Here is a 24,828-nt window from a genome sequence, read left to right as displayed (position 1 = left end):
TGGCCTTCGCCCGTCCATCGCCCTGGTTGCCGGCAAAAAAGACGGCAATGCCTTTCCTATTTTGAACGGGTCTTTGGGAGAAAAGTCATGCAGCCGCCATGCGTATTGACCGTGGCCGGGTCGGATTCCGGCGGCGGGGCCGGCATCCAGGCCGACCTCAAGACCTTCATGATGCAGGGCTGTTATGGCCTGTCGGCCATCACCGCCCTGACCGCCCAGAACACCCGGGCCGTGACCGCCATCGAGGCTCCGTCGCCCGGATTCGTGGCCGCGCAGTTGCGCGCGGTCCTGGACGATTTTCCCATCCGCGCCGCCAAGACCGGGATGCTTTTTTCCGCCCCCATTATCGAGGCTGTGGCCGATGCGCTGGCGGACAAGGATTTTCCGCTGGTGGTGGACCCGGTCTGCGTGGCCCAGTCCGGAGCAAGACTCCTCTTGCCCGAGGCCGTGGCCGCCTTGATCGCCCGCATCCTGCCCCTGGCTGATCTCCTGACCCCGAACCGCCACGAGGCCGAACTCCTTGCCGGCATGGCCATAAACAGCCCGGCCGAGGCCAGAACCGCAGCCGTTCGGCTGCTCGCCCTTGGCGCCAAGGCCGTGTTGCTCAAAGGCGGCCATTTTGAGGCGTCCGGCGATCCGGGCCGGGCCTTGGTCACGGACCTGCTCGTCACGGGGCAGGGGCTTGTCCGGGAATACGTCCGGCCCCATGTCCCGACCCGCAACACCCACGGCACGGGCTGCACTCTGTCGGCGGCCATCGCCGCCCATCTGGCCCGCGGCAAGGCGCTGCCGGAAGCCGTGGAGGCAGGGAGAGACTACCTGCAGGAGGCCCTGCTCGCGGCCTATGACCTGGGCCGCGGCGACGGGCCGGTCAACCACCTGGCCCCGTACCTGCGGTTGTTGGGCGAGGCTTGACCGCGAGGGACCCTTTTTTCGGCCGATGCCTGAGAGCATGCCGGAGAAACGGGCATCTGTCGGAGATGTATCCAGTTTTTGGTTCACCCCGCGATTCACCCCTTGTGCATCCGGCGGCGTTCGCGTAGAAAATTCCGCCCGTAGCCTGGCGGGCCGTGCGAGAGTGGCGGAACTGGGAGACGCACCAGACTTAGGATCTGGCACCGAAAGGTATGGGGGTTCGAGCCCCCCCTCTCGCACCAAACTGATTTTATAGAGAAAATTCTTCTTCTCGCTGTCCTCAATATTTACGCCCGTCTGAAACTATCCCAACAGAGCCCCAAAAAGTGTGCAACTTTTGGGGCTCTGTTCGTTTGGGGCAGGCCATGGACGGTCTGATCTTCGCCCATTCCTTCCCTGCGCCTGCCTCGCCGAAGGGCCATTGCCGCCTCGGGGCGGGGAAACGAAAAGCCCCGCCGGAGCGGGGCTTGATCGTGGGCGTCGTCCTGTATTTGTCCTACAGGAATATCCGCCAAGTCATGTCCAGGGCTTGCTCCAGTTTCTTGCCCTGAGGTGGTCGCGGAAAATTGGACAGTCAGATGGCCGTGAGGGCAGCGGCTTCGGGTTCCGGCATCTGCAGAGAGGTGGTCGCGGAAAATTGGACAGTCAGATGGCCGGGGCCATGGCATTGGTCCGCGGCGGCGAGGCTCCCCACGCCCGTCCGACTGCCGTGGCCCGGACGCGGCCGCGCCTGACGGCGTTTTTCCCCATCGACACGGGCCCGTGCGTCAAGGATCTTGGTTATTTCAGACGAAAAGGGTAGGCTCTGGGCAGCAGCATATCGGAGGCAGTATGTCCGAGAAAGCAAAAGCCATGGTTCTGGCCTCGTTGACTGGGGACGCCCTGGCCCTGGGGGCGCATTGGGAATACGATCCAACGGCCCTGGCCAGGCGGCACGGCCGCGTGACGGGGTATCTCGATCCGCCTGCGGGCGGCTACCACAGCGGGAAACGGGCCGGCGACCAGACCCATTACGGCGACCAGACCCTGGTGTTGCTGCGGTCCCTGGCCGAGCGGGGGAATTTCGACCTCGACGACTTCGCCCGCAAGTGGCGGGAACGCATGACCGCCTACGACGGGTACATCGACGGGGCCACCCGCATGACGCTCAAGATTTTTGATTTCGGAGAGGGGCCGCACAATTCAGGTTCCAATTCCACGGATTTGGCCGGCGCCAGCCGGGTGGCTCCCCTGGTCTGCGCCCTGCGCCATAATTTGGAAGCCCTGGTCGAGGCGGTCCGTTCCCAGACCAAGATGACCCACAACCACGCCCAGGTCATCGAGGCGGCCGAATTTTTTGCCCGTACGGCCTGGGGCGTGCTCGGCGGCAAATCCCCCGGGCCGCCCTCGAGGCGGCCCGGGAGGCCGGGTATGCCAGCGCCCCCATCGACCGGTGGTTGGCCCAGGGCCTGGATTCCGCCGCCGAGGACACGGTCACGGCCATCGGCCGGCTTGGCCAGACCTGCCGGATCGACGAGGCCATGCCCGGGGTCATCCACCTCGTCGTCCGGCATGAGCGCGATCTGGCCGCCTGCCTGACGGAAAACGTCATGGCCGGCGGAGACAGCGCCGCCCGGGGGATGCTCGCCGGCATGATCCTCGGCGCGGCCCACGGCCGGGCGGCGATACCCAAGGCCTGGCTCGACGGGCTGGCCGCCCGCGCCGCCATCGAGCGGGACCTGGCCGCCATCGTGTCCTAGTGTCGCGTTCTCGAAATCCGTGCATACGAATTTTGAGAATAACATAGTTAAATAGTAACATATTTTTTAGCGAACGCCACACCAGGCGATTTTGCCTGCCGATTTTACACCGGCTCGCTTCTGCGGTATACCCCTACCATCGTGCCAAGCCTGTCCGGCCGACTGCCGGACGAATCGGCCGGTTGGAAACATCGGCCAAGGGGGTGGGACATGGAAAGCATCAAGGCGTGCCTGCCGGACATGATCCGAAGCAGGATCGAGGATCTGATCGATGCCCAGACCGTGGACGAAGAAATGGCCGCCCGCATGAACGAACTGGGCAGCCTGATGGCCGAACTCCAGGAACTGGCCGAGGGGCAGGAAAACGAACGCCTCCGGCAGCTGGCCGAGGATATCCCGCAACTGTGCGACCGCATCCGCCGCGATTACGTGGCCATGGCCTACCGCCAGGGCCTGGTCGACGGCGTGCGCGTCAAGCAGACCGTGTCCGTGGAAATCGAATAGCCGTTGCCCTCACGTATGCCCGGTCGACCGACCGGACCGGCCTATCCGCCGCCGCTGGAAGAAGGACCATGCCGCAAAAGGATATGAAGGATGTGGCGCACTGCATCTACATGATCGATCTGGTGCTCAGGGAGATCATGCATACGTCAAGCATCACCAACAAGGCCTTTGCCACCCAGTCCGTCATCGAATGCTTCGTGCGCATCCTCCGGGAAGAGGGCTATGCCATCACGGAAAGCCGTTTGAAAAAGATGCTCGCCTACGCCCATTGATTCCCCCGCAAAGGCGTGGCACATCCCTCGGGACCATGGTTCCCCGGCGATCGGGTCCTGGCCCGGGGGCGCGTGGCCTGCCGCCGGCACCCTCTGGCAACGACAATAACCCGAAACAGGTTTCCCTGCGAAAGCGCCCGGCCGCAATGGCCCGCGGCCGGCCGTTGTCATGTCCGGGCCCGGTGGCCGCCCTCGTCCCGGCCTCGAAGCCGGGCACCCGCCGCGTGAAGCCTTGGCAATACCAGGAGTTCTGTCCGTGAACGATGCCGTCAAGCCGTCCTTCCTGCTCGGGCCGGTCCGGGAGCCCATTGACCGCGATGTTTCCAAGCGCATCGACATCTTGCGCATCATCCTCATCGGCCTGATCGTCCTGGCCCACGGCGCCCGGGGCATCACCGTGCGCATCGCCGATTCCGGCGGCACGGGACCGGTGGCCGATCTCATGGTCAATATCCTGAACGGGCACGTGGATTTCGTGGCTGTGCCGCTTTTTTTCACCATTTCCGGCTTTCTTTTCCTGCGCAAGTTCGAGCTGACCCTGCCGGCTTACGGTGAGATGGTGCGCAGCAAATTCATCTCGCTCCTCATTCCCTACGTGCTCTTCAATGGCCTGCTCGCGGCCTGGTTCTATTGCGTCGGCAGCATCGAGATGATGGGCTCGTGGGGTTTTCTCCAGTCCGAAGGGCTCGTCACCAAGATCCTTGGCCTCGGCACCACCCCGGTCAACTATCCCCTGTGGTTTCTGCGCGATCTGCTCGTGGTCTTCCTGCTTTCCCCGGTGCTGCTCCTTTTTTTCAAGGAGGCCCCGGGCGTCGGCCTCATCACCCTGTTCGTGCTCTGGGCCGGCATGGACCCCGCGCCATACTCCTATTACGGCGATTTCTTCGCCTTCTACCTCGGCGGCTATCTGGCCAGGACCCGGCTGCCCCTGGCCGGTGTCTCGTGGTGGCAGCGGGCCGGCGCATGGCTCTTTGTCGGCCTGACCATCGTGTTGGTCGCCCACCAGCCCCTCGGCATCACTGTGGACAGCGTCCGCCTGTTTCTTTTCAAGTGCAACCTCGTGCTTGGCCTGGTCTTTTTCTGGCGGATCTCGGCCTTTTCTTTTATCCGCGACAGCGCCGTGCTCCACAGCATGGCCCGGCACAGCTTTTTCGTCTATCTTGCCCACGAACCGACCATGTCCATCCTTCAGACGCGGCTCCTGGCCGTGTGGAAACCGGTTGGCGACCTCCAGCAGATCGCCTTTTACTGGCTTTCGGGCCTGACGGTCATCGTGCTCTTGTGGGGCCTTGGCGAGGTTTTGTCCCGGCTGGTTCCGGCGGTCTACGCCGTGGCCACCGGGGCCCGCCGCTCCGCCCGGCGGCCAGCGCCGCCCCTGGCCGCAACGTCCGGCGAGTGATCCAGTTTCCTGCTTTACAGTAATTCAGGACAATCGGTTTGCCCCCCAGCCTGGGGCCGGGTCGGAAACCGCTTGGTTTCACAGGATAACAGGAATGGCTATCCCCCGGCACGGATCATGCTCTGGCAGAGAAGGGAGGTGCTGTGCCCATGTTGCATATTTTGCTCGCCGAGGATGATCCCAATCACGCCACCCTGGCCAGGCAGGCCTTGGAAGAAGAAGGGCACATCATCACGTCCGTGCCGGATGGCAAGCGGGCGCTCGAAGCCATGGACCACGACGCCTTTGACCTGGTCCTGCTCGACATGCGCCTGCCCGAGGTGGATGGCCGTGAATTCATCGGCCGGGTCCGCCAGGGGCAATGCTGGTACGCCGACATTCCCATCGTGGTCCTGACCGGCTACGGCCTGCGCCAGCACCTGGACTTTTTCTCCCACTTCGGCGTCAGGGACTACCTTTCCAAGCCCTACGACTGCGACGAACTGGCCACCATCATCCGCTCCTACGATTCCCACTGAACCGGCCCGCGTCCGGTTTTGCCGGTCGCGGGCCGGCCGCCGTCCTCCTTGGTGGACTTCAGCCGGTTTTTTCCGTAGACCCCAGGCGGAGAAACGCGCCCCCGGACGCGAAAAAGCGAGGGAATCATGCTTCGCATCGAAGATCTGCACGTCAAAATCGGCGACCGGCAAGTGCTCTCCGGCATCAACCTGCACATCGCCGAGAACGAAACCTTCATCCTGTTCGGCCCCAACGGTTCGGGCAAGACCACCTTGCTTATGACCCTCATGGGCTTTGGCAACTACGAAATCACCAAAGGCCGCATCCTTTTTCGCGGCCACGACATCACCCACGCCCCGATCTACGAGCGGGCCCGTCTTGGCATCGGCATGTCGTTCCAGCGTCCGCCGACCATTCATGGCCTCAAAACCCGCCATCTGGTCGGCATGTGCGCCCGCGACGCCGACGTGGACGTGGACAAGCTGGCGAAAAAGGTCAACATGGACGAGTTCCTGGAGCGCGATATCAATGCCGGCTTTTCCGGCGGCGAGATCAAGCGGTCCGAACTCCTCCAGCTCATGGCCCAAAAGCCCTACCTGCTCCTTTTCGACGAACCCGAGTCCGGCGTGGACCTGGAAAACATGAAGCTGATCGGCTCCACGGTCCGCGAGGTCCTGACCGGCGGCATTGAGCCGAGAGCCGGGTCCAGCATGAAGGAGCAGCGGGTGCGCAAGCGCCCGGTGTCCGGACTCATCATCACCCACACCGGCTACATCCTCGAATACGTCAACGCCGACCGGGGACAGGTGCTTTTTAACGGCCATCTGTGCTGCGAGGCCAATCCCCGCGACATCCTGGACCACATCGGCCACTACGGCTACCAGGAATGCGTCCGGTGCCTGCAATAGCGAGAGGGAGTGCGGCATGGAAAAGATCAATCTCAAGGATTTCCGGTTCAGCGGCTCCCAGCTTGGCGAAATAGCCGACCTGCGCCAGCTCGACCCGGCGGACAAGGCCGAGATGCTCATGTCCGGCGTGGATGTGGAAGAGCGCGAACGGGCCGGCACCTACCTGCAGGTGGACCACGGCCGGGTCCACTGCAAGAGCCTGCAAAAAGGCGTCGAGATCCTGGACATCAAGGAAGCCCTGGCCAAGTACGACGGCCTGCCCGGCTACTTCTGGACCCAGGTCGACCCGGACAAGGACGAGTTCACCCGGTCGGCCGCCGAGAACCTGCACGGCGGCTATTTCGTGCGCACGGAAAAAGGGGCCAAGATCACCGAGCCGGTGCAGTCGTGCCTTTTTCTCAAGGGCGACATGGTCGGCCAGAACGTCCACAACGTGGTCATCGTGGAGGACGATTCCGAACTCCACATCATCACCGGCTGTTCAGTGGCCCACGGTTCCAAAGGTGCGGCCCACCTCGGCATCTCGGAATTTTTCGTGGGCAAAAACGCCAAGCTGACCTTTACCATGATCCACAACTGGGCCGAGTCCACGGTGGTGCGGCCCCGGACCGGCGGCGTGGTGGACGAGGGCGGCGTCTTCATCAACAACTACGTCCTCCTCAAACCCGTCAAGGACCTGCAGTCCTACCCGGCCATCCGCCTGAACGGCAAAGGGGCCGTGGCCCGGTTCAACTCCGTCATCGTCGCGCCCAAGGGCTCGTACGTGGATTCCGGCAGCCGCATCGAACTCAATGCCCCGGACACCAAGGGCGAGATCATCTCGCGCACCATCGCCTCGGGCGGCACCATCGTGGCCCGGGGGTTCATCGGCGGCAATTCCGTGCCGGCCAAGGGGCACCTGGAGTGCAAGGGGCTCATCCTCGGCGGCGGCGTCATCCACGCCATCCCGGAACTCCTCGGCTCGGTGGACGGCGTGGAGCTGTCCCACGAGGCGGCCGTCGGCAAGATCGCCCAGGAAGAGATCGAATACCTGATGGCCCGGGGGCTTGACGAGAACGAGGCCACTTCCACCATCGTGCGCGGCTTTTTGAACGTCGACATCATGGGGCTGCCCCAGGAACTCAAGGACGTCATCGAGAAGACGATTTCCGAGAGCGAGAAGGATATGTTCTAGGGGAGAGAAGATGCCTCCGGCGGCCGGGAGGGGGTCACCCCCTCCCGGACCCTCCTGTCCTGAATAATACAGGGGTGGTCCTGTGGCAGGACCGCCCCTGTATTATACCCATCGAGGGGGTCCGGGGGGAATCATTCCCCCCGGCCGCCGGAGGCATCTTTACGGCCCAGGTGTTGTCAGAATCAACCGACTGGGCTATGACGCGGACCGGTCGGCAGTTCACCCAGGCGTCGCCGCCCCGCGAGGGGTGCTAAACCTGCCATTTCCTTTCCGCACCGACACCTTATCCCGTGCCGCGTCGGAAGACGGCGACCATCGACATTCCCCCCGAGGAAAGGCACGCTTGAAGGGATAAGCGATGTCCAGAGAATCCTTGCCTTTTTGCGTGGACGACATCTCGGTCCTGGCCAAGGCCCTGCGGACCCGGCTGCTTGCCGGCGAAGCAGTGCCCGGCCATGTCGAGCTTCTAAATATCCTGGCCCGGTCGGCCGGATGCCGCAACTTCCAGCACTTCCGGGCCAAGGCCATGGCCCGGGACCGCCTCGCCGCCCCACGGACGCCGGCCGACGCCGTGGACCTGGCCCGGGTGACCGCCGTGGCCCGCCATTTTGACGCCAAAGGTCGGCTCCTCCGCTGGCCGTCCAAACGCAATCACCAGCTCCTGTGCCTGTGGGCCCTTTGGGCCGGCATCCCGCCGCGACAGACCTTTGACGAACGCGGCATCACCGGGCATCTGCAGGCCCGCCACCTGTTCGGCGACCCGGCCCTCCTGCGTCGGGAACTGTGCGACCTGGGACTCCTTGCCCGCACGGCCGATTGCCGGGAATACCGGCGCGTCGAGCAGCGGCCCCCGGCCGAGGCCAGGGCCCTTGTCCGGCATCTGGAGCAGGCGGGGGAGGAAACCCTTCGCCTGCTCTCCGCCTGAGTCTTCCGTACCCCAGTGCATCGACCGGCGTACCCCAGTGCATCGACCGGGGCCGACATAGCCGGCCCCGGTCCCTTGCAACCTCTTTCGGACCATGCCAGAAGGGTGGCATGCACCAGGGAAAAAAGCGGTCCCGTAGCGGCGCGCCGTGGTTGTGCGTCTTTCTGGCCGTGTCCGGATGCTGGGGGTTGTGGCCGCCCGGGCCAAACGCCGTCCACGCGGCCGGACCGGACGATACCGGCGGGCTGGCCGGCCTGACCGCCGATTTCCCCTGGCGCGACACGCTGCCCCAGTCGCCGGTTCCCTCGTCCGCCTGGTACGGCAATCCCAAGCTCGGTTCCTGGGGGCCCAAGTCCGCCGTCTATCCGGCGGTGGCGGTGCCGGCCGGCGTCGATGCCGTGGCCTGGAAACGCCAACGCGTGGCCATCGTAGCCGAGCGTTACCAGGGCCTTTCCTACCGGCACCACCACATACCGGCCTATGATCCGCCGGGGGAGGGGCCGGGGCTCGACTGCTCGAACTTCACGTCCTGGGTCTACAACTACGGTCTGGGGGTCCGTTTCACCTCGGCCATCGCCTCCCAGGCCGACGGCCCCAAGGCCCCGGGCCGGCGGCTCGGCCCGGATGAACCCTTCGCCGTCGGAGACCTCCTTTTCATCACGACCCGGAACCGGTCCCGAGTTTCCCATGTGGTCGTCTGGCTCGGCGACGGCCGCATCATCGATTCCCACAAAGAAGGGGTGCGGATCCGGACATTGACGGGCTGGTACAAGGACTGTTTCTCCCACGCCCGGCGCGTCATCGAATAAATTGCGGCCTCCGCCGCAGGCGGACGGCCAGTGCCCCGTCGAGGGGTTCCGGGGGCTGTCATGCCCCACGGCGGGGCTTGGGACGGAGCCCCTCTTCCTGTCTACGGCCGCTCCAACTCGAAATAATCGGCCGCGTCGATTCCCGGAAAGACGTAGAGGACCGGCGTGCAGGTCCCGTGGCGGATGCGGCGCAGCTCGCAGGGCAGGACACTTCCCGGCGCGAGGCCGTACCTTTCCACATAGCGCGGCCCGGGCGGCATGCCGTTTGCCAGGGTGAAGGCGTGCGGGGCATCCGGTTCGCCGGCCACCGGCGCGTTCGGGGTGAAGGTGAAGGTCACGGCAAGGGGCGGGTAGGGTGTCGGGGGGAAATTTCCGGAATCTCCCGGCGGCACGGGCCCCACCGACACGATGGTGCCCTTGCCCGGGAACGAAGCGTAGCGGCAGGGGCCGCCGACCATGCCCTCGGCCCCGGCCATGGCCTGGATCGGGACCGGACAGACGGCCAGGGAGCACAGGATGGCCAGACAGCGGACGGCAACGGCCATGTCGTCTCCTTTGGGGGAGCGGAGTTCGATCCGCTCTATTTGGCCAGAAGACGCAGGTACAGGTCGCCGCGCATGGGGCCGATGCGCCGGCCCATGCCCTTGAGGCGGATCGGCCGGCCCACCACGAAATCCGGGGGCAGGGTGACCTCCACCATGGTCGGCTTGGCGTTGCCCAGGCCATGGCGGATGCCGACCCGGATGCGGGTGCCCGGGAAAAGGCTGGTGGCCGGCAGATGCACGGTCTGCTCGTCGTCGAGCTGTCTCCTGAAGTATTCCTTGATAGATCCCATGAATCCCTTGGAAATATCAAGGGATACCGCTTTTTCTCCCCAGTGGAACGAGACCTTGCGCGGCCCCTTGGCCGTGACCGGGCCGGTTGCGGCCGACTTTTTCACCTGCTGGTAGATGTCCTGGAACACCTGCCGGGCGAAGGGGTCCTTGAGCAGGTCCTGCAAGACCTCCTCGCGGCGAAAATAGAAGCCCGCGTCCGCGTTCTGCCTGGAGGCTTGCGTATAGGTGGCCCGGCCCTGGCGTTCGCGGTGGGCCTGTCCCGGGCTGGGGCCGGGCGGGGGGTTGCGGGTGGCCCCGGGCTTGGTGCCCTTGGCCGGGCCGGCCTGTTTTTCCGGACCCGGCGCCTTGTCGCGGTTGGCGTGGAAATGGCGCAGGAGCAGGTAGGCTTCGTTTAGGCGCTGGAACTTGCGCTTGGCCCCGGGGTCGTCCGGGTGCAGGTCCGGATGGAGGTGGAAGGCCAGCTTGCGGTAGGCGGATTTGATGGCCTCGAGGTCATCGGCCGACGAGACGCCAAGAAGGGTCTGGGCCTCGTCAAGACGCATCGAATCGGCTGGGGCCATGATCCGGTTCCTCGGTGGGCGTCGGGATGTCGGCCAGGGCCTCGGGCACGCCGGGCCCACGGGCCCGGGCCAGGCCCCGACTGTGGAGATAGACGGAGCCCTGCCGGGCGAATTCGGCGTGGGACGCCTCGGGATTGATGCCCGGGCAGTCCTCGGCGGCCATGGCATGGCTTTCGGCGTCGATGATGTTGCCCCGGAAAAACGGCCAGGCTCGGCAGACGTCCGGCCGGGCCGGATGGATGGCGCAGCCCTGGTCGTAAAAGATGCAAGCCTTGTCCGGCCCGGTCACGAGGCGGTTTTTGCCGCCGACGTGCTCGGCGTACCGGGACAGCATGGCCTCGGCCGAGAGACGCAGGTGCCCGGCCAGACGGTCGATGTCGCTTCCGGAAAGGACGATGCCGCCTTCTCCCTGGCAACAGTGGCCGCAGCGGCGGCAGATGAAGGCGACAAGTGGCGGCATGGCGTATCCTTATCCCCAAAGGCGGCGGTGTTCAACCATGATGCACCGGTCTTCCACCACGGCGACGCCGTGGGGCGCGAGCAGCTCCCGGGCTTCGGCGCTGCGGATGCCGGACTGCATCCAGAAGCAGGCCGGCCGGTGGGCCAGGGCCAGGACCTCTGCGGCATGGCCCGGACAACTCGGCGCGGCCCGAAAGAGGTCCACGATGTCGATGGGGCCGTCGACCTCGGCCAGGGTCTTGCGCGCGGGAATGCCCCAGACCGAGGCCCGGGCCGGATGGACCGGGACGACCCGGAAGCCGGCGGTGATCAGGTAGCGGCCGACCATGTCCACGGCCGTGCCGGGACGGTCCTTGGCCCCGACCACGGCAATGGTCTTGCCCGGGGCCAGCATGTCCGTCAGGGTGGTTTCACTGTAAAGCATAGGCAAGGGGTGGTTTCCGTTTGTGGGAAAAAAGTGTATCCGCGTGGCGGCATCCCTGCCTGGAGGTCAACCGCCCATGCCTGATCGCGCCATCGGCCGCATAAGCCTGGCTGAAGCCCGGGCCCTGTGGGAGGACGAGGACGTCTTCTCCCTCGGGAAAAAAGCCCACGCCGCCAGGATGGCCCTGCATCCCGAAGCGGTCGTCACCTATATCGTGGACCGCAACATCAACTACACCAACGTCTGCGCCTGCGGCTGCCGGTTCTGCGCCTTTTTCCGGCCGCCGGGGCACGCCGAGGGCTACGTCCTCAGCCGGGAGCAGCTGGCGGCGAAGGTGGCCGAAACGGTGGCCCTTGGCGGCTACCAGATCTTGCTCCAGGGCGGGATGCACCCGGATCTGCGCCTGGATTTCTATACCGGCATGCTGGCCTTTTTGCGGGACCGGTTTCCGGAGGTGGCGGTGCACGGCTTCTCGCCGCCGGAAATCGTGTTCCTGGCCCGGATGGAAGGCCTGTCCATAGCCGAGGTGCTGGCCGAACTCAAGGCTTCGGGCCTGGCCTCCCTGCCGGGCGGCGGAGCCGAGATCCTGTCCGACCCCATCCGGGGGAGTGTTTCTCCCAACAAGTGCCCGGCTGACGAGTGGATCGCGGTCATGGCCGAAGCCCACAAGCAAGGCCTTCGCAGCACGGCCACCATGGTCATCGGCCTGGGCGAGACCATCGAACACCGGCTCGAACACCTTTCGCGCATCCGGGACCTGCAGGATGCAACCGGCGGATTCACGGCCTTTATTCCCTGGACCTTCCAGCCCGGCAACACGGCCCTTGCCGTGCCCGAGGCCTCGTCCTGGGAATACCTGCGAACCCTCGCCCTCGCGCGCCTTTTTCTCGACAACGTGCCGAACATCCAGGCCTCCTGGGTGACTCAGGGGCCGATGATCGGCCAGACGGCCCTCTATTTCGGGGCCAACGACTTCGGCTCGACCATGATCGAGGAAAACGTGGTGGCCGCGGCCGGGGTCCGGTTCCGCATGGAAGAGGACGAGCTGTGCCGCCTGGCCGTCAAGGCCGGGTTCGAGCCGGTCAGGCGCAACATGGACTATTCCCGGCGCGAAGGCTCCTGAGGCGTCTTGCGGCCGGGGCGGGCGCTTAGGGCCACGCCGCCGAGGGCCATGAGGCCGCCTGTCCACTGGGCCGGGGTCAGGGTCTCGTCGAGCATGACCCGGGAGAGCAGGCAGGCGAAGACCGGAATGAGGTTGATAAACGCCGCGGCCTTGGCCGCCGGGGCGCGGCTCACGCCGTAGTTGTAGAGCCCGTAGGCCACGAAGGTGACGCCGAGGCCCAGGAACACCACGGCCAGGGCCGGGCCGGGCGCGATGGTTTCCGGAAACGGCGTGAAAAAAAGGACCGGCGCGAAAAAGACCGCGCCGGTAAAGCTCTGTACGGCCGTGAGATACAGCGGCCTGTGCCTCGCGGCCAGCCGCTTGGCGGTCACGATGTAGCCAACAGCGCAGCACATGGCCAGAAATTCCAGGAAATTGCCGAGCACCGGATACGGCGCGTCGCCCGTCGCCTCGCCCGAGGCGCTCATGACCCCGACCCCGGCCACGGCCAGACAAAGGCCGGCCATGGCTTTCCCTTCGAGTTTTTCCTTGAGGAACCAGGCGGCCGCGACCGCGGTCAAAAGCGGCAAAAGCGCCGTCACCATGGCGGCCTGGGAGGCCTGGGTCAGGGTGAGCGCCTTGGCCTCGAACACGAAATAGAGGCATGGCTCGCAAAACGCCATGAACACGAGCCCCGGCCAGTCGCCCTTGGCGGCGCGAAAGCCTCCGAGCCGCCGCCACAGGAGGCCGAAGACGGCCGAGGCCAGGACCATGCGGCAAAAGACCACCAATAGCGGCGAAAAACCCCGCATGGCGATCTTCATGGCGATAAACGAGCCGCCCCACAGGAGCGTGGCCGCGACCAGCGCGAAAAAGGCCGGCCAGGCCAGTCGATTGTTTGGCAAAGCGGTCATCCTGCCGGCGATGGCGCGACGCGGGACCATTCCCGCCGCCCAAAGGCCGTCTTCCGGACACGCGCCCGGAGGGCCGCTATACCTGCTTGGCCTTGGAATGCAACACAAAACGGAGTCGTCATGCCAACCGCCCTCGAACGTCTGCCCGAATCGGAACTGTCCTCCCGCCTTGCCAAGTGCCGCACCGCCCTGGCCCAGGTCGCGCCCACGGCTGGCGGTCTCCTCGTCTTCTCCCGGCTCGCCATCTACTACCTGACCGGCACCTGGGCCAACGGGGTGCTGTGGCTGCCCGTGGCCGGCGAGCCGGTGCTGCTGTGCCGCAAGGGCCGGGAGCGGGCCGTGCTCGAGTCCCCGCTCCCGACCATTTTGCCCTTCCGGTCCTTTGGCGACATCATCCCGCTTTGCCGGGATGCCGGCAGCCCCCTTTCCACGGTCTGCGCCGCCGAGCAGGGCGGGCTGGCCTGGAACCTGGCGGAACTGCTGGCCGCAAGGCTCCCCGGCGTCTCGTTCGTGCCCGGCGACGCCGCCCTGGCCATGGCCCAGGCCCGCAAATCCGAGTGGGAGCTGGCCAAGATGCGCCTTTGCGGGGCCCGCCACGCCGAAGGGCTCATGAAACGCCTGCCCCTGGCCATCGCCCCGGGCATGACCGAACGGGACATCGCCCGCCGCTGTTGGGACGCCTTTTTCGACCTCGGCCACCAGGGACAGTTGCGCATGAGCGGGGGCGACGAAATCTTTCTCGGCCACATCGCGGCCGGGGACAGCGCCAACTACCCGAGCGTCTTCAACGGCCCGGTGGGGCTTCGGGGCGAGCATCCGGCCCTGCCCTTTTCCGGGGACGCCGGCACGGTCTGGAAAAAGGGCGAGGTCTTGACCATCGACAACGGCTTTGCCCTGGAAGGCTACAGCACGGACAAGACCCAGGTCTATTTCGCGGGCAAGGCGGCGGCCATTCCGGATGCGGTCCGCACGGGCCACGACTTCTGCGTGCGGGTGCAGCAGGCCGTGGCCGAACGGCTCAAACCCGGGGCCATCCCGAGCGAACTCTATGCCCTGTCGCTGTCCATGGCCGCCAAGGAAGGCATGGAGGAGGGCTTCATGGGCCTTGGCGGCAACAAGGTCCGGTTCCTTGGCCACGGCATCGGCCTTGCCATCGACGGCTGGCCGGCCCTGGCCAAGGGGTTTGACGCGCCCATCGAGGCCGGCATGACCCTGGCCCTTGAGCCCAAGTTCGGCCTGGCCGGCATCGGCATGGTGGGCGTGGAGAACACCTTTGAGGTGACGCCGGCGGGCGGGCGATGCCTGACCGGCGAGGCCTACGACATGATCTGCATCGATTGACCGTGTTCACGGCGGGTGCGTCCAGGCCGAACGGAGCCGGGGCCGGCTCCAGGCGCGTAGCGGCCGGGCCGGCGGGAATGGCACGGGGCAAAACCGGAAAGCAGACCAGGGCGGCCGGGAAGAGAGGGCTCTGGCCGATCAGGCCGGCCGGCCGCCGGGAAGGCACGCGGGAAACAGGATGGCCCGCACCGGCGAGGCCTCGGCCTCGGGCACGGCGAGCGGCAGGCAGGACAGGGTATGGCGGCCGGGCGGCACGGCCGCCAGGACAAGGCCCTCCAGGATGGGCAGGCCTGCGCCGAGAAGGATGTTGTGGACAGGATAGAGCGGATCGGCCAGGGGCTCGATGCTTAAGCCGTCGATGCCGACCAGGCCGGCTTGTCGCCGCACCAGTTCCAGGGCCAGGGCCGGGTTGGCCGCGGCAAAGGTTTCGGGAAATTCCGGCCCGGCAAAGAGCCGCTCCGTGGAATTGCGGGTGCGCAAGAGCACGGCCTCGCCGGGCACGGTTTCGAGGCCGGAAAGGACATCCGGGCCGAGGGTCCAGGCCTGGCCGCAATCCACGACCAGGGCCGGCAGGACGAAAGCGGCGGCCGGGTAATCGCCGGCCCGTTTGCCGTTTGGGAAAAAATGGGCCGGAAAGTCGAGGTGCGTCCCGGCGTGGGCGGACAGACGCCAGGCTCCGGCCTCGCAACCGTCGGTTTCGTGGCGCAGGAAAAGGCGGCGGCGAAAGGGCGGGTCGCCGGGCACGGCCGCCGTTGCCCCGGTCAGGGGCAGGGAGATGTCATACCAGCCCGCCTCCCCGCCGGCGGGAAGGCCAGGCGCCCGCCCGTCCGCCATCACGCGCCCATCGGCAAAAACTTGATCAGGGACAGAACCGCGCCCTGGGGGTCGCCGATGACGCAGAACCGGCCGACACCCGGGATGTCGGTCGGTTCCTTGTACACCGTGCCGCCGAGTTCCACGGCCTTTTGGGCCGCGGCATCCACGTCGTCCACATTGACATAGCTCCCCCACACCGACGGCATGTCCGGACCGACCTCGGGCGGCATGGGCATGATGCCGCCGACCGGAATGTCGCCGACCTTGGCCAGGGTGTAGGTCATGCCCATCTCCGGCATGGGCGCGTCTTCGAGAGTCCAGCCGAGCAGGCCGCCGTAAAAGGCCTTGGCCCCGGCGACGTCCCGGGTCATCAGTTCGTTCCAGCTGAAAACGCCCTGTTTGCTCGTATCCTCGGCCATATGGACCTCCTTGCTCGAGTGGTTGCCGCGCTTTGGCGGGGGAAAGACACGTTCCCTGATACGGGCATTCCCGATCCGGGGCAACGGGGCGGGCACAAAAAAAGCCCCCGCTTGGGCGGGGGCTTTCGGCGGCGTCAGGGTGCCGGACGTTACTTCTGGGCGACGTGGCAGCCGTTGTTGGAGCAGGGGGCCACGGAAAGGGGCTTCTGGCCCTTTTCCTTGCGCACGATGTTGGTCTTCATGTGGCAGCCCAGGCAGCTGGTTTCGGAATTTTTGTCATGGAAGGCGCGGAAATAGGAAGTGGCTTCCTGACGTTCCTTGAGATTGTCGTGGCAACCGGCCGTGGCGCATCCCTCGACCGGGCCCTTGCCGTCCCACATGTGGTGGCAGGTGGTGCAGGCGATGTTGGCATGCTGGCCATGGGAAAACTTGACCGGCACAAAGCTTGTGGTCAGCACCCCGGACGGGCGCTTGAACGTGAGTTCCAGGGGGTAGCACAGCGTGGACTTCGCGTCGACGATTTCGCTGAACTTGCCGCCCTCGCTAAAGGCCGCCGTGGCCATGGCCAGGGTGAACACCAGAACGACCAACGTGGAAAGCATGACCTTGGAACGCATCCAACTCCCTCCTTAAAGCTCCAAAAAACGGTGAATGGACCTTGCCGCTGCGAATACACAGGCGGCAGTCGCAGGCTTGAGCCTCGCCGCCGTAATTCAAGAGAAAAGCGTAAAATTTCACAAGGCGGAAGTCAACAGATTTTCCCAAAAAACCGTTGTTCTCCACACCCCGCCGGCGAGGCCCGAAAGGCGCCGGAACCGGACGCCCCGGAACACGCCCGGCGGAGCTTCGTGAAATCTAGTCACCGGAGCAGCCGCACGCGTCCTCGTCCGCTTCGCTGGCCTCCATCGCGTCCATGAGGTCAAGGCTTAGCCGGATGAAATCCGAAGCCGTCAGGATGCCGACGAGCTTGCCGCTCTCGACCACGGGCAGGCAGCCGTATTTCTGGGTCAAAAGGATCTCGGCCGCCTGGCGCAGGGGCAGGCCGGGCGAGGCGAGGGCCACGTCGGATTTCATGACCTCGGCGATGGGAATGCCGGAATAGATGTCCTCCTGGGTGGCCACGTCGATCTCGGCCAGCCGGGAGACGGAGGCGGCCAGGATGTCGCGGTGGGTGAGGAGCCCGACAAAGGCTCCGGCCGCGTCGATGACGGGCAGATGGCGGATGCGGGCCTCTTCCATGGCCCGCTTGGCCGCAAGCAGGCTGTCGGTGTCGCGAAGGGCGATCAAATCCTCGGTCATCAGGTCTCGGGTTGTCAGCATGGATGCCTCCTGGTGGCTGGAAAATCGCATTGCCAAAGCGCGGCTGTCAAGGCGACCGGCGTTGACTTGAAACCAAAATTCTGTTTTTTCCAAGGAAGATCGCGCTGACGCGCGGCATGCCCGGGCAATGCCCCGGGCTAAGGGCGGCAATGAACGGATCGGGTCCAAAAATAGATTTCAGGCGCAGCCGCGAACGCATGGTCCGGGAGCAGATCGAGGCCCGGGGCGTGTCCGATCCCCAGGTGCTGCGGGCCATGCGCAAGGTGCCGCGGCACCTTTTCGTGGAAGAGGCGCTCACCCCTCAGGCCTACGAGGACCATCCCCTGCCCCTTGGCCACGGCCAGACCATTTCCCAGCCCTACGTCGTCGGCTGGATGACCGAGCTTTTGGCCGTGGCACCGGGCATGCGGGTGCTCGAGATCGGCACCGGTTCGGGCTACCAGGCCGCGGTCCTGGCCGAACTCGGAGCCTACGTCTTCACCGTGGAACGGGTGCGCCCTCTCTACGCCCAGGCCCGCCGGCGCCTGGAGGAGCTGCGTTACCTGAAGGTCCGTTTCAAGCTCGACGACGGCACGCTCGGCTGGCCGGAAGAGGCCCCCTTCGACCGCATCCTGGTCACGGCCGGCGGGCCGAAGATCCCGGATCCTTTGCGCGCCCAGCTCGCCGATCCCGGCCGCATGGTCATCCCGGTCGGGGCGGGAAGGCGCAGCCAGACCCTGGTCGTGGTCCGCAAGGAGAACGGCCGCGTCGAAGAGCAGGAACTCGGCGGGGTCATGTTCGTGGACCTGGTCGGGGCCCACGGCTGGTAGGCCGGACGCCAAGGAGAGGAGGGGCATGGAGGAGATCAAGACCTGTCGCGCCTGCCCGGGCGGACCAGAGGCCACGGAGCGCGCCCGCGCCCGGGATGGCCGCGACGGCCGGCTCGGGGCGGCCCTGGAGAAGATCCGCTACAAGCTTTTTGTCATGAGCGGCAAAGGGGGGGTCGGGAAAAGCTCAGTCGCGGTCAACGTGGCTTGCGCCCTGGCCGACGCCGGGGCCAGGGTGGGCCTGCTGGACGTGGACCTGCACGGGCCGAGTGTGACGCGCATGCTCGGCATCACCGGAGCCATGGAGGCGGGAAGGGGGGCGGCCATCGCGCCCAAGCGTTTCGGCGAGAACCTGCTGGTGGTCTCCATGCAGTCGCTCCTTGGCGACCCGGACCAGGCGGTGCTGTGGCGCGGTCCCATGAAGACCACGGCCATCCGCCAGTTCCTGGCCGACGTGGACTGGGGCGAACTCGACTACCTGGTCATCGATTCCCCACCGGGCACGGGCGACGAGCACCTGACCATTCTCAAGACCGTGCGCGATGCCCTGTGCGTGCTCGTGACCACGCCCCAGGAGATCTCCCTGGCAGACGTGCGGAAAACCGTCAATTTTCTCCAGTACGCCAACGCCAACATCCTTGGGGTGGTGGAAAACATGAGCGGGCTGGTCTGCCCCCACTGCCACACGGAAATCGAACTGTTCAAAAAAGGCGGCGGCGAGGAGATGGCCCGGGCCTTTGGCCTGGAATTCCTCGGGGCCGTGCCCCTTGATCCGGCCACGGTGGTGGCCGGGGATCTGGGCCGGCCCGTGGTCCAGCTGGACGGGGATTTTCCGGCCAGGCAGGCGTTCGTCAATCTGGCCGCGGCCATTGCCGCCGCCTGCCGGTCGAGCCTCGAAGCGGCCGCCTCGCCCTGTCCCTGAGCGCTTCAAACCGGCCAAACCACAAGAATGTCTTGATAATTCGCCTCCGCCGTCAGGCGGCCGCCGGGCCTGGACCGCCGGAGGCCGAACGCTCCTGCGGACCCGTCCGGCGGCTTGAGGCTTTACGCCGGCGGGGGATTGCTTTAAGTGCCTGCCTGCATGCCGCAACCCGAAAGGTTTCTCCCCATGTTCAATCTCGCCAACAACCTGACCCTGGCCCGCATCGCAACGGTGCCCATCCTGGTGGTGCTGCTCTACTTTCCCGGCCGCGGGACCTGTCTTGCGGCCATGCTCCTTTTCATCGCCGCCTCGGTCACCGACATCGTGGACGGCGTCGTGGCCAGGCGGCGCAACCTCGTCACCACGCTTGGCAAGTTCCTCGACCCCCTGGCCGACAAGCTTCTTATCAGCTCGCTTTTGATCATGTTGACGAGCCTTGGCTGGGTGGAGGCCTGGGTGTGCGTGCTTATCATCGGCCGGGAAATCGCCGTGACCGGGCTTCGGGCCATCGCCGTGGACCACGGCGTGGTCATCAGTGCCGACCGGTTCGGCAAGCTCAAGACCATTCTGCAGATGGTGGCACTGTGTCCGCTGGTCCTGCATTTCCCCTGGTACGGGCTGGATCCGAACCCGCTTGGCCGCGTCTTATTATATGTCGCCCTGGTTTTGACCCTTGTATCCGGGGCCAATTACTTTTATGGGTTCGGGAAAAAAGCGATGTGGACAGGCGCCCCCACCCGGTGAGCGCGGCCGGCGAAACCCACAGTGAAACGCACACAAGGTGCCATGAAAGCCAAAAACATCTCCAAACTGGCCAGACGCCGGGTCCGATCCGGGCGGCCGGCGAGCGGCAAGGGGAACGGCAGGGGCAGGCTTTTGCCTGACGAGAACCTGTCCGCCCGCATCGAAAACTGCCTGCACACCATCCTCGAACTCGAACCGGATCTCGAAAGGCTCCAGTTCGGCCATTATCTCCTTCGCGACTTCAACATCCTCAAGATGTTTCTGTCCCACGTCGAGGAGATCGAGGTCCAGGAACAGGACGTGGCCCGCATCGAGGCGGCCACCGAGAATTTCCTGAAGGAACTCAAGGAGCCGCTCGAGCAAAACGAATACAAACGCCTGAAAAAATACGTCGTGCAATGACATGATCTGGCGACGGTTTCTCCTGACAGGTCTGATCTTCTTCAATATTTTCCTGCTCTACAATCTCATCTGGAGCGACAACGGCATTTTCGCCTATCTCGAGCTGAAAGCCCGGCACGAACAGCTCAGGCAGCGCCTGGAGGGGGTCAACGACCACTCCCTGGACCTCAGCCAGGAAATCCGCTGGTTGAAGACCGACCGGGCCTTCACCGAAAAAATGGCCCGCTCCCAGATGAACTATCTGAAGGAAAACGAAATCCTTTACCAGTTTCCCAAGGATGCCCCCGCCCCAAAGGATACGGACAAGGAAGGAAAAAGGGCCGATGGTCAGTAAAATCGATATCTACCGGGAAGTCCTGGAGATTGAGCCCAATTCCAAGGTTTTCTTCCCCCTGGCCAGGCAGCTTCATGAGGAAGGCCGCCACGACGAGGCCGCCACGGTTCTCGCCCGGGGCATCGCCTTTCATCCCGACCACCTGGAAGCCAAGTTCCTCCTGATCGAACTGCTGACCCGCCTCGGGCGGGCCGGGGAGGCGGACGCGGTCTTCGGCGACGTCGGCACCATGCTCGCCCGCTATCCCTCGGTCTGGCTCCTGTGGTCCCGGGAGGCCGCGTCCCGGTCCACGGACCCGGCCCTGGCCATGCTTTTTCTGGCCAACTATTTCCAGAACGAAACCCTGACCTGGGCCGACGTCATGGAGCGGGGGCTGCGCAGCCTTCGCCAGGGGGCTCCCGGCACGCCGGACCTTGCCGGCAAGGCTGCCGCGACGTCGGCCTCGCCGCCTGACGACGCGAACCAGGCTACGCCCAAGGTCGAGACGGCCCCGGTCGCTCCGGCCCCCCTTGCGCCCCCCGTCCCCAGGCCCCAGGATCCGGCTCCGGACCGCCGGGAGGCCGGGGAAGCGCCGCCCTTGCGCGGCGCACGGGAGGTTCTGGAACTGGCCGACCTTCTGGACGTGCCCGAGGAGAGCCGGGAAAAGGCCCGGCCCCGGCCGGCCAAGCCCCGGGAAGCCGGAGTCCGCACCAAGACCATGGCCGCGCTCCTGGCCGGGCAGGGCGAGACGGACGCAGCCCGCGACATCTATACCGAGCTTTTGGCCGCCACCGCGCCCGGTCCCGAGCGCCAGGAATTGGAGCGCATGCTCGCCTCCCTGTCGCCGGGCGGGGCCCCGGCCGCGGACCTGTCCGCCGGACAGCCGGAATCCGACCTTGAAGAAGGCGACGCCCCCCCGGCCGTTGCCCCGAAACCCAAGGGTGCGGCCAAACTCGTCAGCCTCCTGGAAGCGTTGGCCGGACGCCTGGAAAGCCGGGCCGGGGCCTGATTCCGCGATCGATACCGCCACTGGCGGCCCGAGCCCATAATCTGGAACATCGAGAGGAAACGGTCTTGAAACGCACTGTGAGCGCGGCCCTTGCGGCCCTTGGTTGCCTTGTCATTTTAAGCGGCTGCGGCACGATGAAGACGTCCTGGCGCGACACCAAAAAGCTGTACCGGTCCTACATCAATACCGACCCGACCATCGATTTCAGCGAACAGGGCATAAGCGACAAGGGTCTGCAACGGCTGGCCTCGCTCCTCATGCCGGTTGACGAGCGCCTCATGGGCCTTTTGCGCGTCATTGGCAGCCAGGACACGCCGCCGGAAAGCGACTGGGCCCAACAGCTGCTCTCCAGCCACGACTGGCTTTCCGGCGTGGCCGTCATCGACACCTCCGGCGCGGTGGTGTCCCAGGCGCCGACCGCCTCCCTGCGGCCGCTCGATTTCAGCGGCCTGCTCGAATTCGCCGACCGCTACAAGACCCGCAAGATGGGCGCCCAGGTGAAGACCGACGAATTCGGCACCGTGGTCCTGGTCGCGGCGCCCTATTTCAAGGAGAACGAGTGGGCCGGCCTGGTGGTCGCCTTCTTCGATCCCAGAAACCTGGTCCGGTTCTCGCCGGAGCCCGACGCCCTGGTGGTCCTTTCCACCGACGGCCTGGTCTGGCCGGGCGGAAGCGGGCAGGGCGAGGCCCTCTCCGGCCTCAAGTGGGCCGAGATGCTCAAGGGCGGAGTCCAGGGCGAGGTGGCCTCCGGCGGCGGCCAGTACGTCTGGCAGGCCCGCTACCTCGGCCAGCTCGAACTGGTCTACCTGACCGACGTGCGCGAGGCCCGGGCCAAAAAGCCCGAACCGCCGAAGGCCGCGCCGGTCCCGACCCCGGAGCCGTCCCCCGCGGACGTGTCCCCGGCCGCTACGCCCAATCCCTAGATTCCCGACTGCCCGAAAAGCCGGCGGCTGGGCCGCCGGCTTTTTTTGTCCGCGCCAACCCCTGGAAAATCTTGTGGGAAGTTCCCGGCCATTGTAAAAGGACCGACAGCCGCATGAAAACGCTGTCCGGCGCGGCCACCCATCGCCCGGACCGCCATCGACGGCGGGAGGAACGACACATGCCCCAAGTCACCGTTATCGAGCATCTGCTTTTGCACCAAAAAGAATCGCCTATGGCCACGGGCCGGTTCACCCGGCTTCTGAACGAACTCATCCTGGCGGCCAAGATCATCTCCCGGGAAGTCAACAAGGCCGGGCTGGTCGATGTCCTCGGATTTACCGGCGAAATCAACGTCCAGGGCGAGCAGGTCCAAAAGCTCGACGACTATGCCAACATGGTCCTCATCCACCGCATGGAACGGGCCGGCGTCCTTTGCGCCATCGCCTCCGAGGAAAACGCCGATCTGGTCCTCATTCCGGACCAGTTCCCCAAGGGCGACTATTTTCTTATCTTCGACCCCCTCGACGGGTCGTCGAACATCGACGCCAACGTCAACGTGGGCACCATCTTCTCCATCTACCGCACCAAGGAAGGCTGCACCGGCGACAAGCTGTGCGATCTGCTCCAGCGCGGCTCCGAGCAGGTGGCGGCCGGCTATTTCCTGTACGGCACCTCCACCATGATGGTGTACACCACGGGCCGGGGCGTCCACGGCTTCACCCTCGACCCGAGCGTGGGCGAATTCCTGCTCTCCCACCCCAACATCAAGACCCCGGAAACCGGCCGGATCTATTCGGTCAACGAGGCCTACTGGGACTACTGGGACGAGCCGACCCGGGAGATCGTCCGGTACTTCAAGGGGTCGGACAACAGGCGCGGCCAGCCCTACGGCGGCCGCTACATCGGGTCGCTGGTGGCGGATTTCCACCGCAACCTCCTTTACGGCGGCATTTTCCTCTATCCCGCCGACCACCGGGACCCCAAAAAGCCCAAGGGCAAGTTGCGGCTGCTGTGCGAGGCCTCGCCTCTGTCCTTTGTCGCGGCCCAGGCGGGCGGCGCCGGAAGCGACGGTGTGCGCGACATCCTGTCCATCGAGCCGGAAGAGCTCCATCAGCGCGTGCCGCTTTTCATCGGCAGCAAAAACGACGTGGCCATGGTGGAGGAAATCTACGCCAAGGCCCGCCAGTCCTGAGGCCCGATGCTCTGCCTTGGCATCGAGACCTCCTGCGACGAGACGGCCGTGGCCCTTTGCGACGACGGCCGTCCCCTCCTTGAAAAACTGGCTTCCCAGATCAAGCTGCACGCGCTTTTCGGCGGGGTGGTGCCGGAATTGGCCTCGCGGGAGCATTTGCGCCGCATGGGGCCGCTTCTGGACGCGCTTTTTCGGGAGGCGGGCCTTGGCCTGGCCGACGTGGACGCCGTGGCCGTGGCCCGGGGGCCGGGACTCCTCGGCAGTCTTCTCATCGGCCTGGCCGTGGCCAAGGGCTTGGCCCTGGCCGCCGGCAAGCCTCTCATCGGCGTGGACCACCTCCACGCCCATCTCTTGGCCGCGACGCTTGGCCGCGAGGTGGCCTATCCGGCGCTCGGGCTCCTGGTTTCGGGCGGACACACCCAGATCGTGCTCCTGCGGTCCCCCCTGGACCTGACGGTCCTTGGCCGCACCGTGGACGACGCCGCGGGCGAGGCCTTTGACAAGGCGGCCAAGTCGCTGAACCTGCCCTATCCCGGCGGGGTCTTCGTCGACCGGCTCGGGGCGGGGATCGAGCCGGACCGCGCCCTTTTTCCCCGGCCCAATCTGGAAAACACGCACCTCGATTTCAGCTTCAGCGGCCTTAAAACCGCCGTCGCCACCCATGTCGCCAGACACCCCGGCCTCCGTCTGGCCGTCATGCCGGCGCCGGACGGGCCCGTCGATGCCGCAGCCTGGCCCCTGGATCTGCGCCGGGTTTGTTCCTCGCTCAATTTCGCCGTGGCCGACACGCTCCGCGTCAAGATGGAGCGGGCCCTGGACGGCCTCGACGTGCCGGCGGTCTCGATCCTGGCGGCCGGCGGGGTGGCGGCCAACAGCCGCATCCGGGCCATGTTGGAAGCCCTGGGCGCGCGTCGCGGCCTGCCGTGCTTTCTGCCCGAGCCGGCCCTTTGCGCGGACAACGCCACCATGATCGCGGCCGCCGGCTGTCTTCTCGGCCGGGCCGGCCTGACCCACGACCTGGCCCTCGACGCCGTGCCGCGCGGGCGCAAGGTGCCGTGGGATTACCAGGCAGGCCCGCCTCTTGGCCGGGGATCGGTTGACAGGCGGTCCAAGCCGCAATAGGTTCGCACAATTAGGGACTGCGCAAGAGGCGCGGGCACGCGCTTCCCGCCCGAGGTTTCC

General features: G+C 65.8%; 29 protein-coding genes, 1 tRNA gene and 1 pseudogene. 22 read left to right on the top strand and 9 right to left on the bottom strand.

Annotation, left to right across the window (positions count from 1 at the left end; genetic code table 11):
* The first annotated feature begins 87 nt into the window (after positions 1–87).
* The 11 genes and pseudogenes from thiD (at position 88) to DFW101_RS03935 (ending at position 9,143) form a co-directional block, all read left to right on the top strand.
* Positions 88–915, top strand: a complete 828-nt coding sequence (gene thiD, locus DFW101_RS03985) for a bifunctional hydroxymethylpyrimidine kinase/phosphomethylpyrimidine kinase (protein ID WP_009180237.1) — start codon at positions 88–90, stop codon at positions 913–915.
* 157 nt (positions 916–1,072) lie between these two features.
* Positions 1,073–1,157, top strand: a tRNA-Leu gene (locus DFW101_RS03980).
* A 589-nt stretch (positions 1,158–1,746) separates the two neighbouring features.
* Positions 1,747–2,654: pseudogene (locus tag DFW101_RS20270) on the top strand (ADP-ribosylglycohydrolase family protein).
* A 210-nt stretch (positions 2,655–2,864) separates the two neighbouring features.
* On the top strand, positions 2,865–3,158 hold the full coding sequence (locus DFW101_RS03970) for a cysteine--tRNA ligase (RefSeq protein ID WP_009180236.1): 294 nt from the start codon (positions 2,865–2,867) through the stop codon (positions 3,156–3,158).
* A 68-nt stretch (positions 3,159–3,226) separates the two neighbouring features.
* A complete protein-coding gene (locus DFW101_RS03965; protein WP_009180235.1) occupies positions 3,227–3,430 on the top strand; it encodes a hypothetical protein in 204 nt (67 codons plus the stop codon).
* Between the two features lie 256 nt (positions 3,431–3,686).
* Complete coding sequence (locus DFW101_RS03960) at positions 3,687–4,829, top strand: acyltransferase family protein (protein ID WP_009180234.1); 1,143 nt, start codon at positions 3,687–3,689, stop codon at positions 4,827–4,829.
* 149 nt (positions 4,830–4,978) lie between these two features.
* Entirely contained in the window at positions 4,979–5,347 is a 369-nt protein-coding gene (locus tag DFW101_RS03955; RefSeq protein ID WP_009180233.1) for a response regulator, read from the top strand.
* Positions 5,348–5,473: 126 nt separating this feature from the next.
* On the top strand, positions 5,474–6,235 hold the full coding sequence (locus DFW101_RS03950) for an ABC transporter ATP-binding protein (protein WP_009180232.1): 762 nt from the start codon (positions 5,474–5,476) through the stop codon (positions 6,233–6,235).
* 16 nt (positions 6,236–6,251) lie between these two features.
* Positions 6,252–7,409, top strand: coding sequence for a SufB/SufD family protein (locus tag DFW101_RS03945; RefSeq protein WP_009180231.1), 1,158 nt, complete (start codon positions 6,252–6,254; stop codon positions 7,407–7,409).
* 358 nt (positions 7,410–7,767) lie between these two features.
* On the top strand, positions 7,768–8,334 hold the full coding sequence (locus DFW101_RS03940) for a DUF2087 domain-containing protein (protein WP_009180230.1): 567 nt from the start codon (positions 7,768–7,770) through the stop codon (positions 8,332–8,334).
* Between the two features lie 110 nt (positions 8,335–8,444).
* Positions 8,445–9,143: a C40 family peptidase gene (locus DFW101_RS03935; protein WP_009180229.1), complete on the top strand. Its 699-nt coding sequence runs from the start codon at positions 8,445–8,447 to the stop codon at positions 9,141–9,143.
* A gap of 101 nt (positions 9,144–9,244) precedes the next feature.
* Here the strand turns inward: DFW101_RS03935 and DFW101_RS03930 are convergent, their stop codons facing one another.
* Genes DFW101_RS03930 through DFW101_RS03915 form a run of 4 tightly spaced genes read right to left on the bottom strand, consistent with a single transcriptional unit; the run spans position 9,245 to position 11,422 of the window.
* Entirely contained in the window at positions 9,245–9,688 is a 444-nt protein-coding gene (locus DFW101_RS03930) for a hypothetical protein (RefSeq protein WP_009180228.1), read from the bottom strand.
* Between the two features lie 35 nt (positions 9,689–9,723).
* Positions 9,724–10,539 carry a J domain-containing protein gene (locus DFW101_RS03925; RefSeq protein WP_009180227.1) on the bottom strand — a complete coding sequence of 272 codons (816 nt, stop codon included), beginning with the start codon at positions 10,537–10,539 and terminating at the stop codon, positions 9,724–9,726.
* Positions 10,511–10,999: a YkgJ family cysteine cluster protein gene (locus DFW101_RS03920; RefSeq protein WP_009180226.1), complete on the bottom strand. Its 489-nt coding sequence runs from the start codon at positions 10,997–10,999 to the stop codon at positions 10,511–10,513. The genes DFW101_RS03925 and DFW101_RS03920 overlap by 29 nt, the downstream gene beginning before the upstream one ends.
* Positions 11,000–11,008: 9 nt before the next feature.
* Positions 11,009–11,422, bottom strand: a complete 414-nt coding sequence (locus DFW101_RS03915) for a CoA-binding protein (RefSeq protein WP_009180225.1) — start codon at positions 11,420–11,422, stop codon at positions 11,009–11,011.
* A gap of 76 nt (positions 11,423–11,498) precedes the next feature.
* On the opposite strand from DFW101_RS03915, the gene mqnC reads away from it, so the two are divergent.
* Positions 11,499–12,545: a cyclic dehypoxanthinyl futalosine synthase gene (gene mqnC / locus DFW101_RS03910; RefSeq protein WP_009180224.1), complete on the top strand. Its 1,047-nt coding sequence runs from the start codon at positions 11,499–11,501 to the stop codon at positions 12,543–12,545.
* Here mqnC and DFW101_RS03905 read toward each other — a convergent pair.
* A complete protein-coding gene (locus tag DFW101_RS03905; protein WP_050805051.1) occupies positions 12,521–13,438 on the bottom strand; it encodes a DMT family transporter in 918 nt (305 codons plus the stop codon). The two genes, mqnC and DFW101_RS03905, sit on opposite strands and share 25 nt — an antisense overlap.
* 120 nt (positions 13,439–13,558) lie before the next feature.
* Here DFW101_RS03905 and DFW101_RS03900 point away from each other — a divergent pair, with 120 nt between their 5' ends.
* The gene (locus tag DFW101_RS03900; protein WP_009180222.1) at positions 13,559–14,779 is read left to right on the top strand and encodes a M24 family metallopeptidase; all 1,221 of its coding nucleotides are present in this window, start codon (positions 13,559–13,561) and stop codon (positions 14,777–14,779) included.
* 138 nt (positions 14,780–14,917) lie between these two features.
* Here the strand turns inward: DFW101_RS03900 and DFW101_RS03895 are convergent, their stop codons facing one another.
* The 4 genes from DFW101_RS03895 to DFW101_RS03880 form a co-directional block, all read right to left on the bottom strand.
* On the bottom strand, positions 14,918–15,613 hold the full coding sequence (locus DFW101_RS03895; protein WP_009180221.1) for a cyclase family protein: 696 nt from the start codon (positions 15,611–15,613) through the stop codon (positions 14,918–14,920).
* The gene (locus DFW101_RS03890; protein WP_009180220.1) at positions 15,613–16,014 is read right to left on the bottom strand and encodes a VOC family protein; all 402 of its coding nucleotides are present in this window, start codon (positions 16,012–16,014) and stop codon (positions 15,613–15,615) included. Before DFW101_RS03890 ends, DFW101_RS03895 begins: the two co-directional genes overlap by 1 nt.
* A gap of 149 nt (positions 16,015–16,163) precedes the next feature.
* Positions 16,164–16,631, bottom strand: a complete 468-nt coding sequence (locus DFW101_RS03885; protein WP_009180219.1) for a cytochrome c3 family protein — start codon at positions 16,629–16,631, stop codon at positions 16,164–16,166.
* A 238-nt stretch (positions 16,632–16,869) separates the two neighbouring features.
* Entirely contained in the window at positions 16,870–17,334 is a 465-nt protein-coding gene (locus tag DFW101_RS03880) for a CBS domain-containing protein (RefSeq protein ID WP_009180218.1), read from the bottom strand.
* Positions 17,335–17,483: 149 nt separating this feature from the next.
* Here DFW101_RS03880 and DFW101_RS03875 point away from each other — a divergent pair, with 149 nt between their 5' ends.
* The 9 genes from DFW101_RS03875 (at position 17,484) to tsaD (ending at position 24,768) form a co-directional block, all read left to right on the top strand.
* Positions 17,484–18,143: a protein-L-isoaspartate(D-aspartate) O-methyltransferase gene (locus DFW101_RS03875; protein ID WP_009180217.1), complete on the top strand. Its 660-nt coding sequence runs from the start codon at positions 17,484–17,486 to the stop codon at positions 18,141–18,143.
* Between the two features lie 25 nt (positions 18,144–18,168).
* Positions 18,169–19,062, top strand: a complete 894-nt coding sequence (locus DFW101_RS03870) for an Mrp/NBP35 family ATP-binding protein (protein ID WP_009180216.1) — start codon at positions 18,169–18,171, stop codon at positions 19,060–19,062.
* A 186-nt stretch (positions 19,063–19,248) separates the two neighbouring features.
* Positions 19,249–19,806 carry a CDP-diacylglycerol--glycerol-3-phosphate 3-phosphatidyltransferase gene (pgsA, locus tag DFW101_RS03865; protein WP_009180215.1) on the top strand — a complete coding sequence of 186 codons (558 nt, stop codon included), beginning with the start codon at positions 19,249–19,251 and terminating at the stop codon, positions 19,804–19,806.
* Between the two features lie 42 nt (positions 19,807–19,848).
* Positions 19,849–20,208, top strand: a complete 360-nt coding sequence (locus DFW101_RS03860; protein ID WP_009180214.1) for a hypothetical protein — start codon at positions 19,849–19,851, stop codon at positions 20,206–20,208.
* Position 20,209: 1 nt separating this feature from the next.
* Positions 20,210–20,542: an FtsB family cell division protein gene (locus DFW101_RS03855; RefSeq protein WP_009180213.1), complete on the top strand. Its 333-nt coding sequence runs from the start codon at positions 20,210–20,212 to the stop codon at positions 20,540–20,542.
* The gene (locus DFW101_RS03850; RefSeq protein ID WP_009180212.1) at positions 20,532–21,530 is read left to right on the top strand and encodes a tetratricopeptide repeat protein; all 999 of its coding nucleotides are present in this window, start codon (positions 20,532–20,534) and stop codon (positions 21,528–21,530) included. The genes DFW101_RS03855 and DFW101_RS03850 overlap by 11 nt, the downstream gene beginning before the upstream one ends.
* A 65-nt stretch (positions 21,531–21,595) precedes the next feature.
* The gene (locus tag DFW101_RS03845; protein ID WP_009180211.1) at positions 21,596–22,453 is read left to right on the top strand and encodes a hypothetical protein; all 858 of its coding nucleotides are present in this window, start codon (positions 21,596–21,598) and stop codon (positions 22,451–22,453) included.
* A 179-nt stretch (positions 22,454–22,632) separates the two neighbouring features.
* Positions 22,633–23,646, top strand: a complete 1,014-nt coding sequence (gene fbp, locus DFW101_RS03840) for a class 1 fructose-bisphosphatase (protein WP_009180210.1) — start codon at positions 22,633–22,635, stop codon at positions 23,644–23,646.
* A 6-nt stretch (positions 23,647–23,652) separates the two neighbouring features.
* Positions 23,653–24,768 (top strand): tRNA (adenosine(37)-N6)-threonylcarbamoyltransferase complex transferase subunit TsaD, encoded by a 1,116-nt coding sequence (gene tsaD / locus DFW101_RS03835; RefSeq protein ID WP_009180209.1) that lies wholly within the window; start codon positions 23,653–23,655, stop codon positions 24,766–24,768.
* The last annotated feature ends 60 nt before the right edge of the window (positions 24,769–24,828 follow it).

The sequence above is a fragment of the Solidesulfovibrio carbinoliphilus subsp. oakridgensis genome (assembly GCF_000177215.2).
Lineage (GTDB): Bacteria > Desulfobacterota > Desulfovibrionia > Desulfovibrionales > Desulfovibrionaceae > Solidesulfovibrio > Solidesulfovibrio carbinoliphilus.
This window is presented reverse-complemented; position numbering and strand designations above follow the sequence as displayed.

Excerpts from the sequence above, each read along its gene's own strand:
- thiD (WP_009180237.1), top strand. The coding sequence starts at position 88 with ATGCAGCCGCCATGCGTATTGACCGTGGCCGGGTCGGATTCCGGCGGC.
- DFW101_RS03970 (WP_009180236.1), top strand. The coding sequence starts at position 2,865 with ATGGAAAGCATCAAGGCGTGCCTGCCGGACATGATCCGAAGCAGGATC.
- DFW101_RS03965 (WP_009180235.1), top strand. The coding sequence starts at position 3,227 with ATGCCGCAAAAGGATATGAAGGATGTGGCGCACTGCATCTACATGATC.
- DFW101_RS03955 (WP_009180233.1), top strand. The coding sequence starts at position 4,979 with ATGTTGCATATTTTGCTCGCCGAGGATGATCCCAATCACGCCACCCTG.
- DFW101_RS03950 (WP_009180232.1), top strand. The coding sequence starts at position 5,474 with ATGCTTCGCATCGAAGATCTGCACGTCAAAATCGGCGACCGGCAAGTG.
- DFW101_RS03945 (WP_009180231.1), top strand. The coding sequence starts at position 6,252 with ATGGAAAAGATCAATCTCAAGGATTTCCGGTTCAGCGGCTCCCAGCTT.
- DFW101_RS03940 (WP_009180230.1), top strand. The coding sequence starts at position 7,768 with ATGTCCAGAGAATCCTTGCCTTTTTGCGTGGACGACATCTCGGTCCTG.
- DFW101_RS03935 (WP_009180229.1), top strand. The coding sequence starts at position 8,445 with ATGCACCAGGGAAAAAAGCGGTCCCGTAGCGGCGCGCCGTGGTTGTGC.
- DFW101_RS03930 (WP_009180228.1), bottom strand. The coding sequence starts at position 9,688 with ATGGCCGTTGCCGTCCGCTGTCTGGCCATCCTGTGCTCCCTGGCCGTC.
- DFW101_RS03925 (WP_009180227.1), bottom strand. The coding sequence starts at position 10,539 with ATGGCCCCAGCCGATTCGATGCGTCTTGACGAGGCCCAGACCCTTCTT.
- DFW101_RS03920 (WP_009180226.1), bottom strand. The coding sequence starts at position 10,999 with ATGCCGCCACTTGTCGCCTTCATCTGCCGCCGCTGCGGCCACTGTTGC.
- DFW101_RS03915 (WP_009180225.1), bottom strand. The coding sequence starts at position 11,422 with ATGCTTTACAGTGAAACCACCCTGACGGACATGCTGGCCCCGGGCAAG.
- mqnC (WP_009180224.1), top strand. The coding sequence starts at position 11,499 with ATGCCTGATCGCGCCATCGGCCGCATAAGCCTGGCTGAAGCCCGGGCC.
- DFW101_RS03905 (WP_050805051.1), bottom strand. The coding sequence starts at position 13,438 with ATGACCGCTTTGCCAAACAATCGACTGGCCTGGCCGGCCTTTTTCGCG.
- DFW101_RS03900 (WP_009180222.1), top strand. The coding sequence starts at position 13,559 with ATGCCAACCGCCCTCGAACGTCTGCCCGAATCGGAACTGTCCTCCCGC.
- DFW101_RS03895 (WP_009180221.1), bottom strand. The coding sequence starts at position 15,613 with ATGGCGGACGGGCGGGCGCCTGGCCTTCCCGCCGGCGGGGAGGCGGGC.
- DFW101_RS03890 (WP_009180220.1), bottom strand. The coding sequence starts at position 16,014 with ATGGCCGAGGATACGAGCAAACAGGGCGTTTTCAGCTGGAACGAACTG.
- DFW101_RS03885 (WP_009180219.1), bottom strand. The coding sequence starts at position 16,631 with ATGCGTTCCAAGGTCATGCTTTCCACGTTGGTCGTTCTGGTGTTCACC.
- DFW101_RS03880 (WP_009180218.1), bottom strand. The coding sequence starts at position 17,334 with ATGCTGACAACCCGAGACCTGATGACCGAGGATTTGATCGCCCTTCGC.
- DFW101_RS03875 (WP_009180217.1), top strand. The coding sequence starts at position 17,484 with ATGAACGGATCGGGTCCAAAAATAGATTTCAGGCGCAGCCGCGAACGC.
- DFW101_RS03870 (WP_009180216.1), top strand. The coding sequence starts at position 18,169 with ATGGAGGAGATCAAGACCTGTCGCGCCTGCCCGGGCGGACCAGAGGCC.
- pgsA (WP_009180215.1), top strand. The coding sequence starts at position 19,249 with ATGTTCAATCTCGCCAACAACCTGACCCTGGCCCGCATCGCAACGGTG.
- DFW101_RS03860 (WP_009180214.1), top strand. The coding sequence starts at position 19,849 with ATGAAAGCCAAAAACATCTCCAAACTGGCCAGACGCCGGGTCCGATCC.
- DFW101_RS03855 (WP_009180213.1), top strand. The coding sequence starts at position 20,210 with ATGATCTGGCGACGGTTTCTCCTGACAGGTCTGATCTTCTTCAATATT.
- DFW101_RS03850 (WP_009180212.1), top strand. The coding sequence starts at position 20,532 with ATGGTCAGTAAAATCGATATCTACCGGGAAGTCCTGGAGATTGAGCCC.
- fbp (WP_009180210.1), top strand. The coding sequence starts at position 22,633 with ATGCCCCAAGTCACCGTTATCGAGCATCTGCTTTTGCACCAAAAAGAA.
- tsaD (WP_009180209.1), top strand. The coding sequence starts at position 23,653 with ATGCTCTGCCTTGGCATCGAGACCTCCTGCGACGAGACGGCCGTGGCC.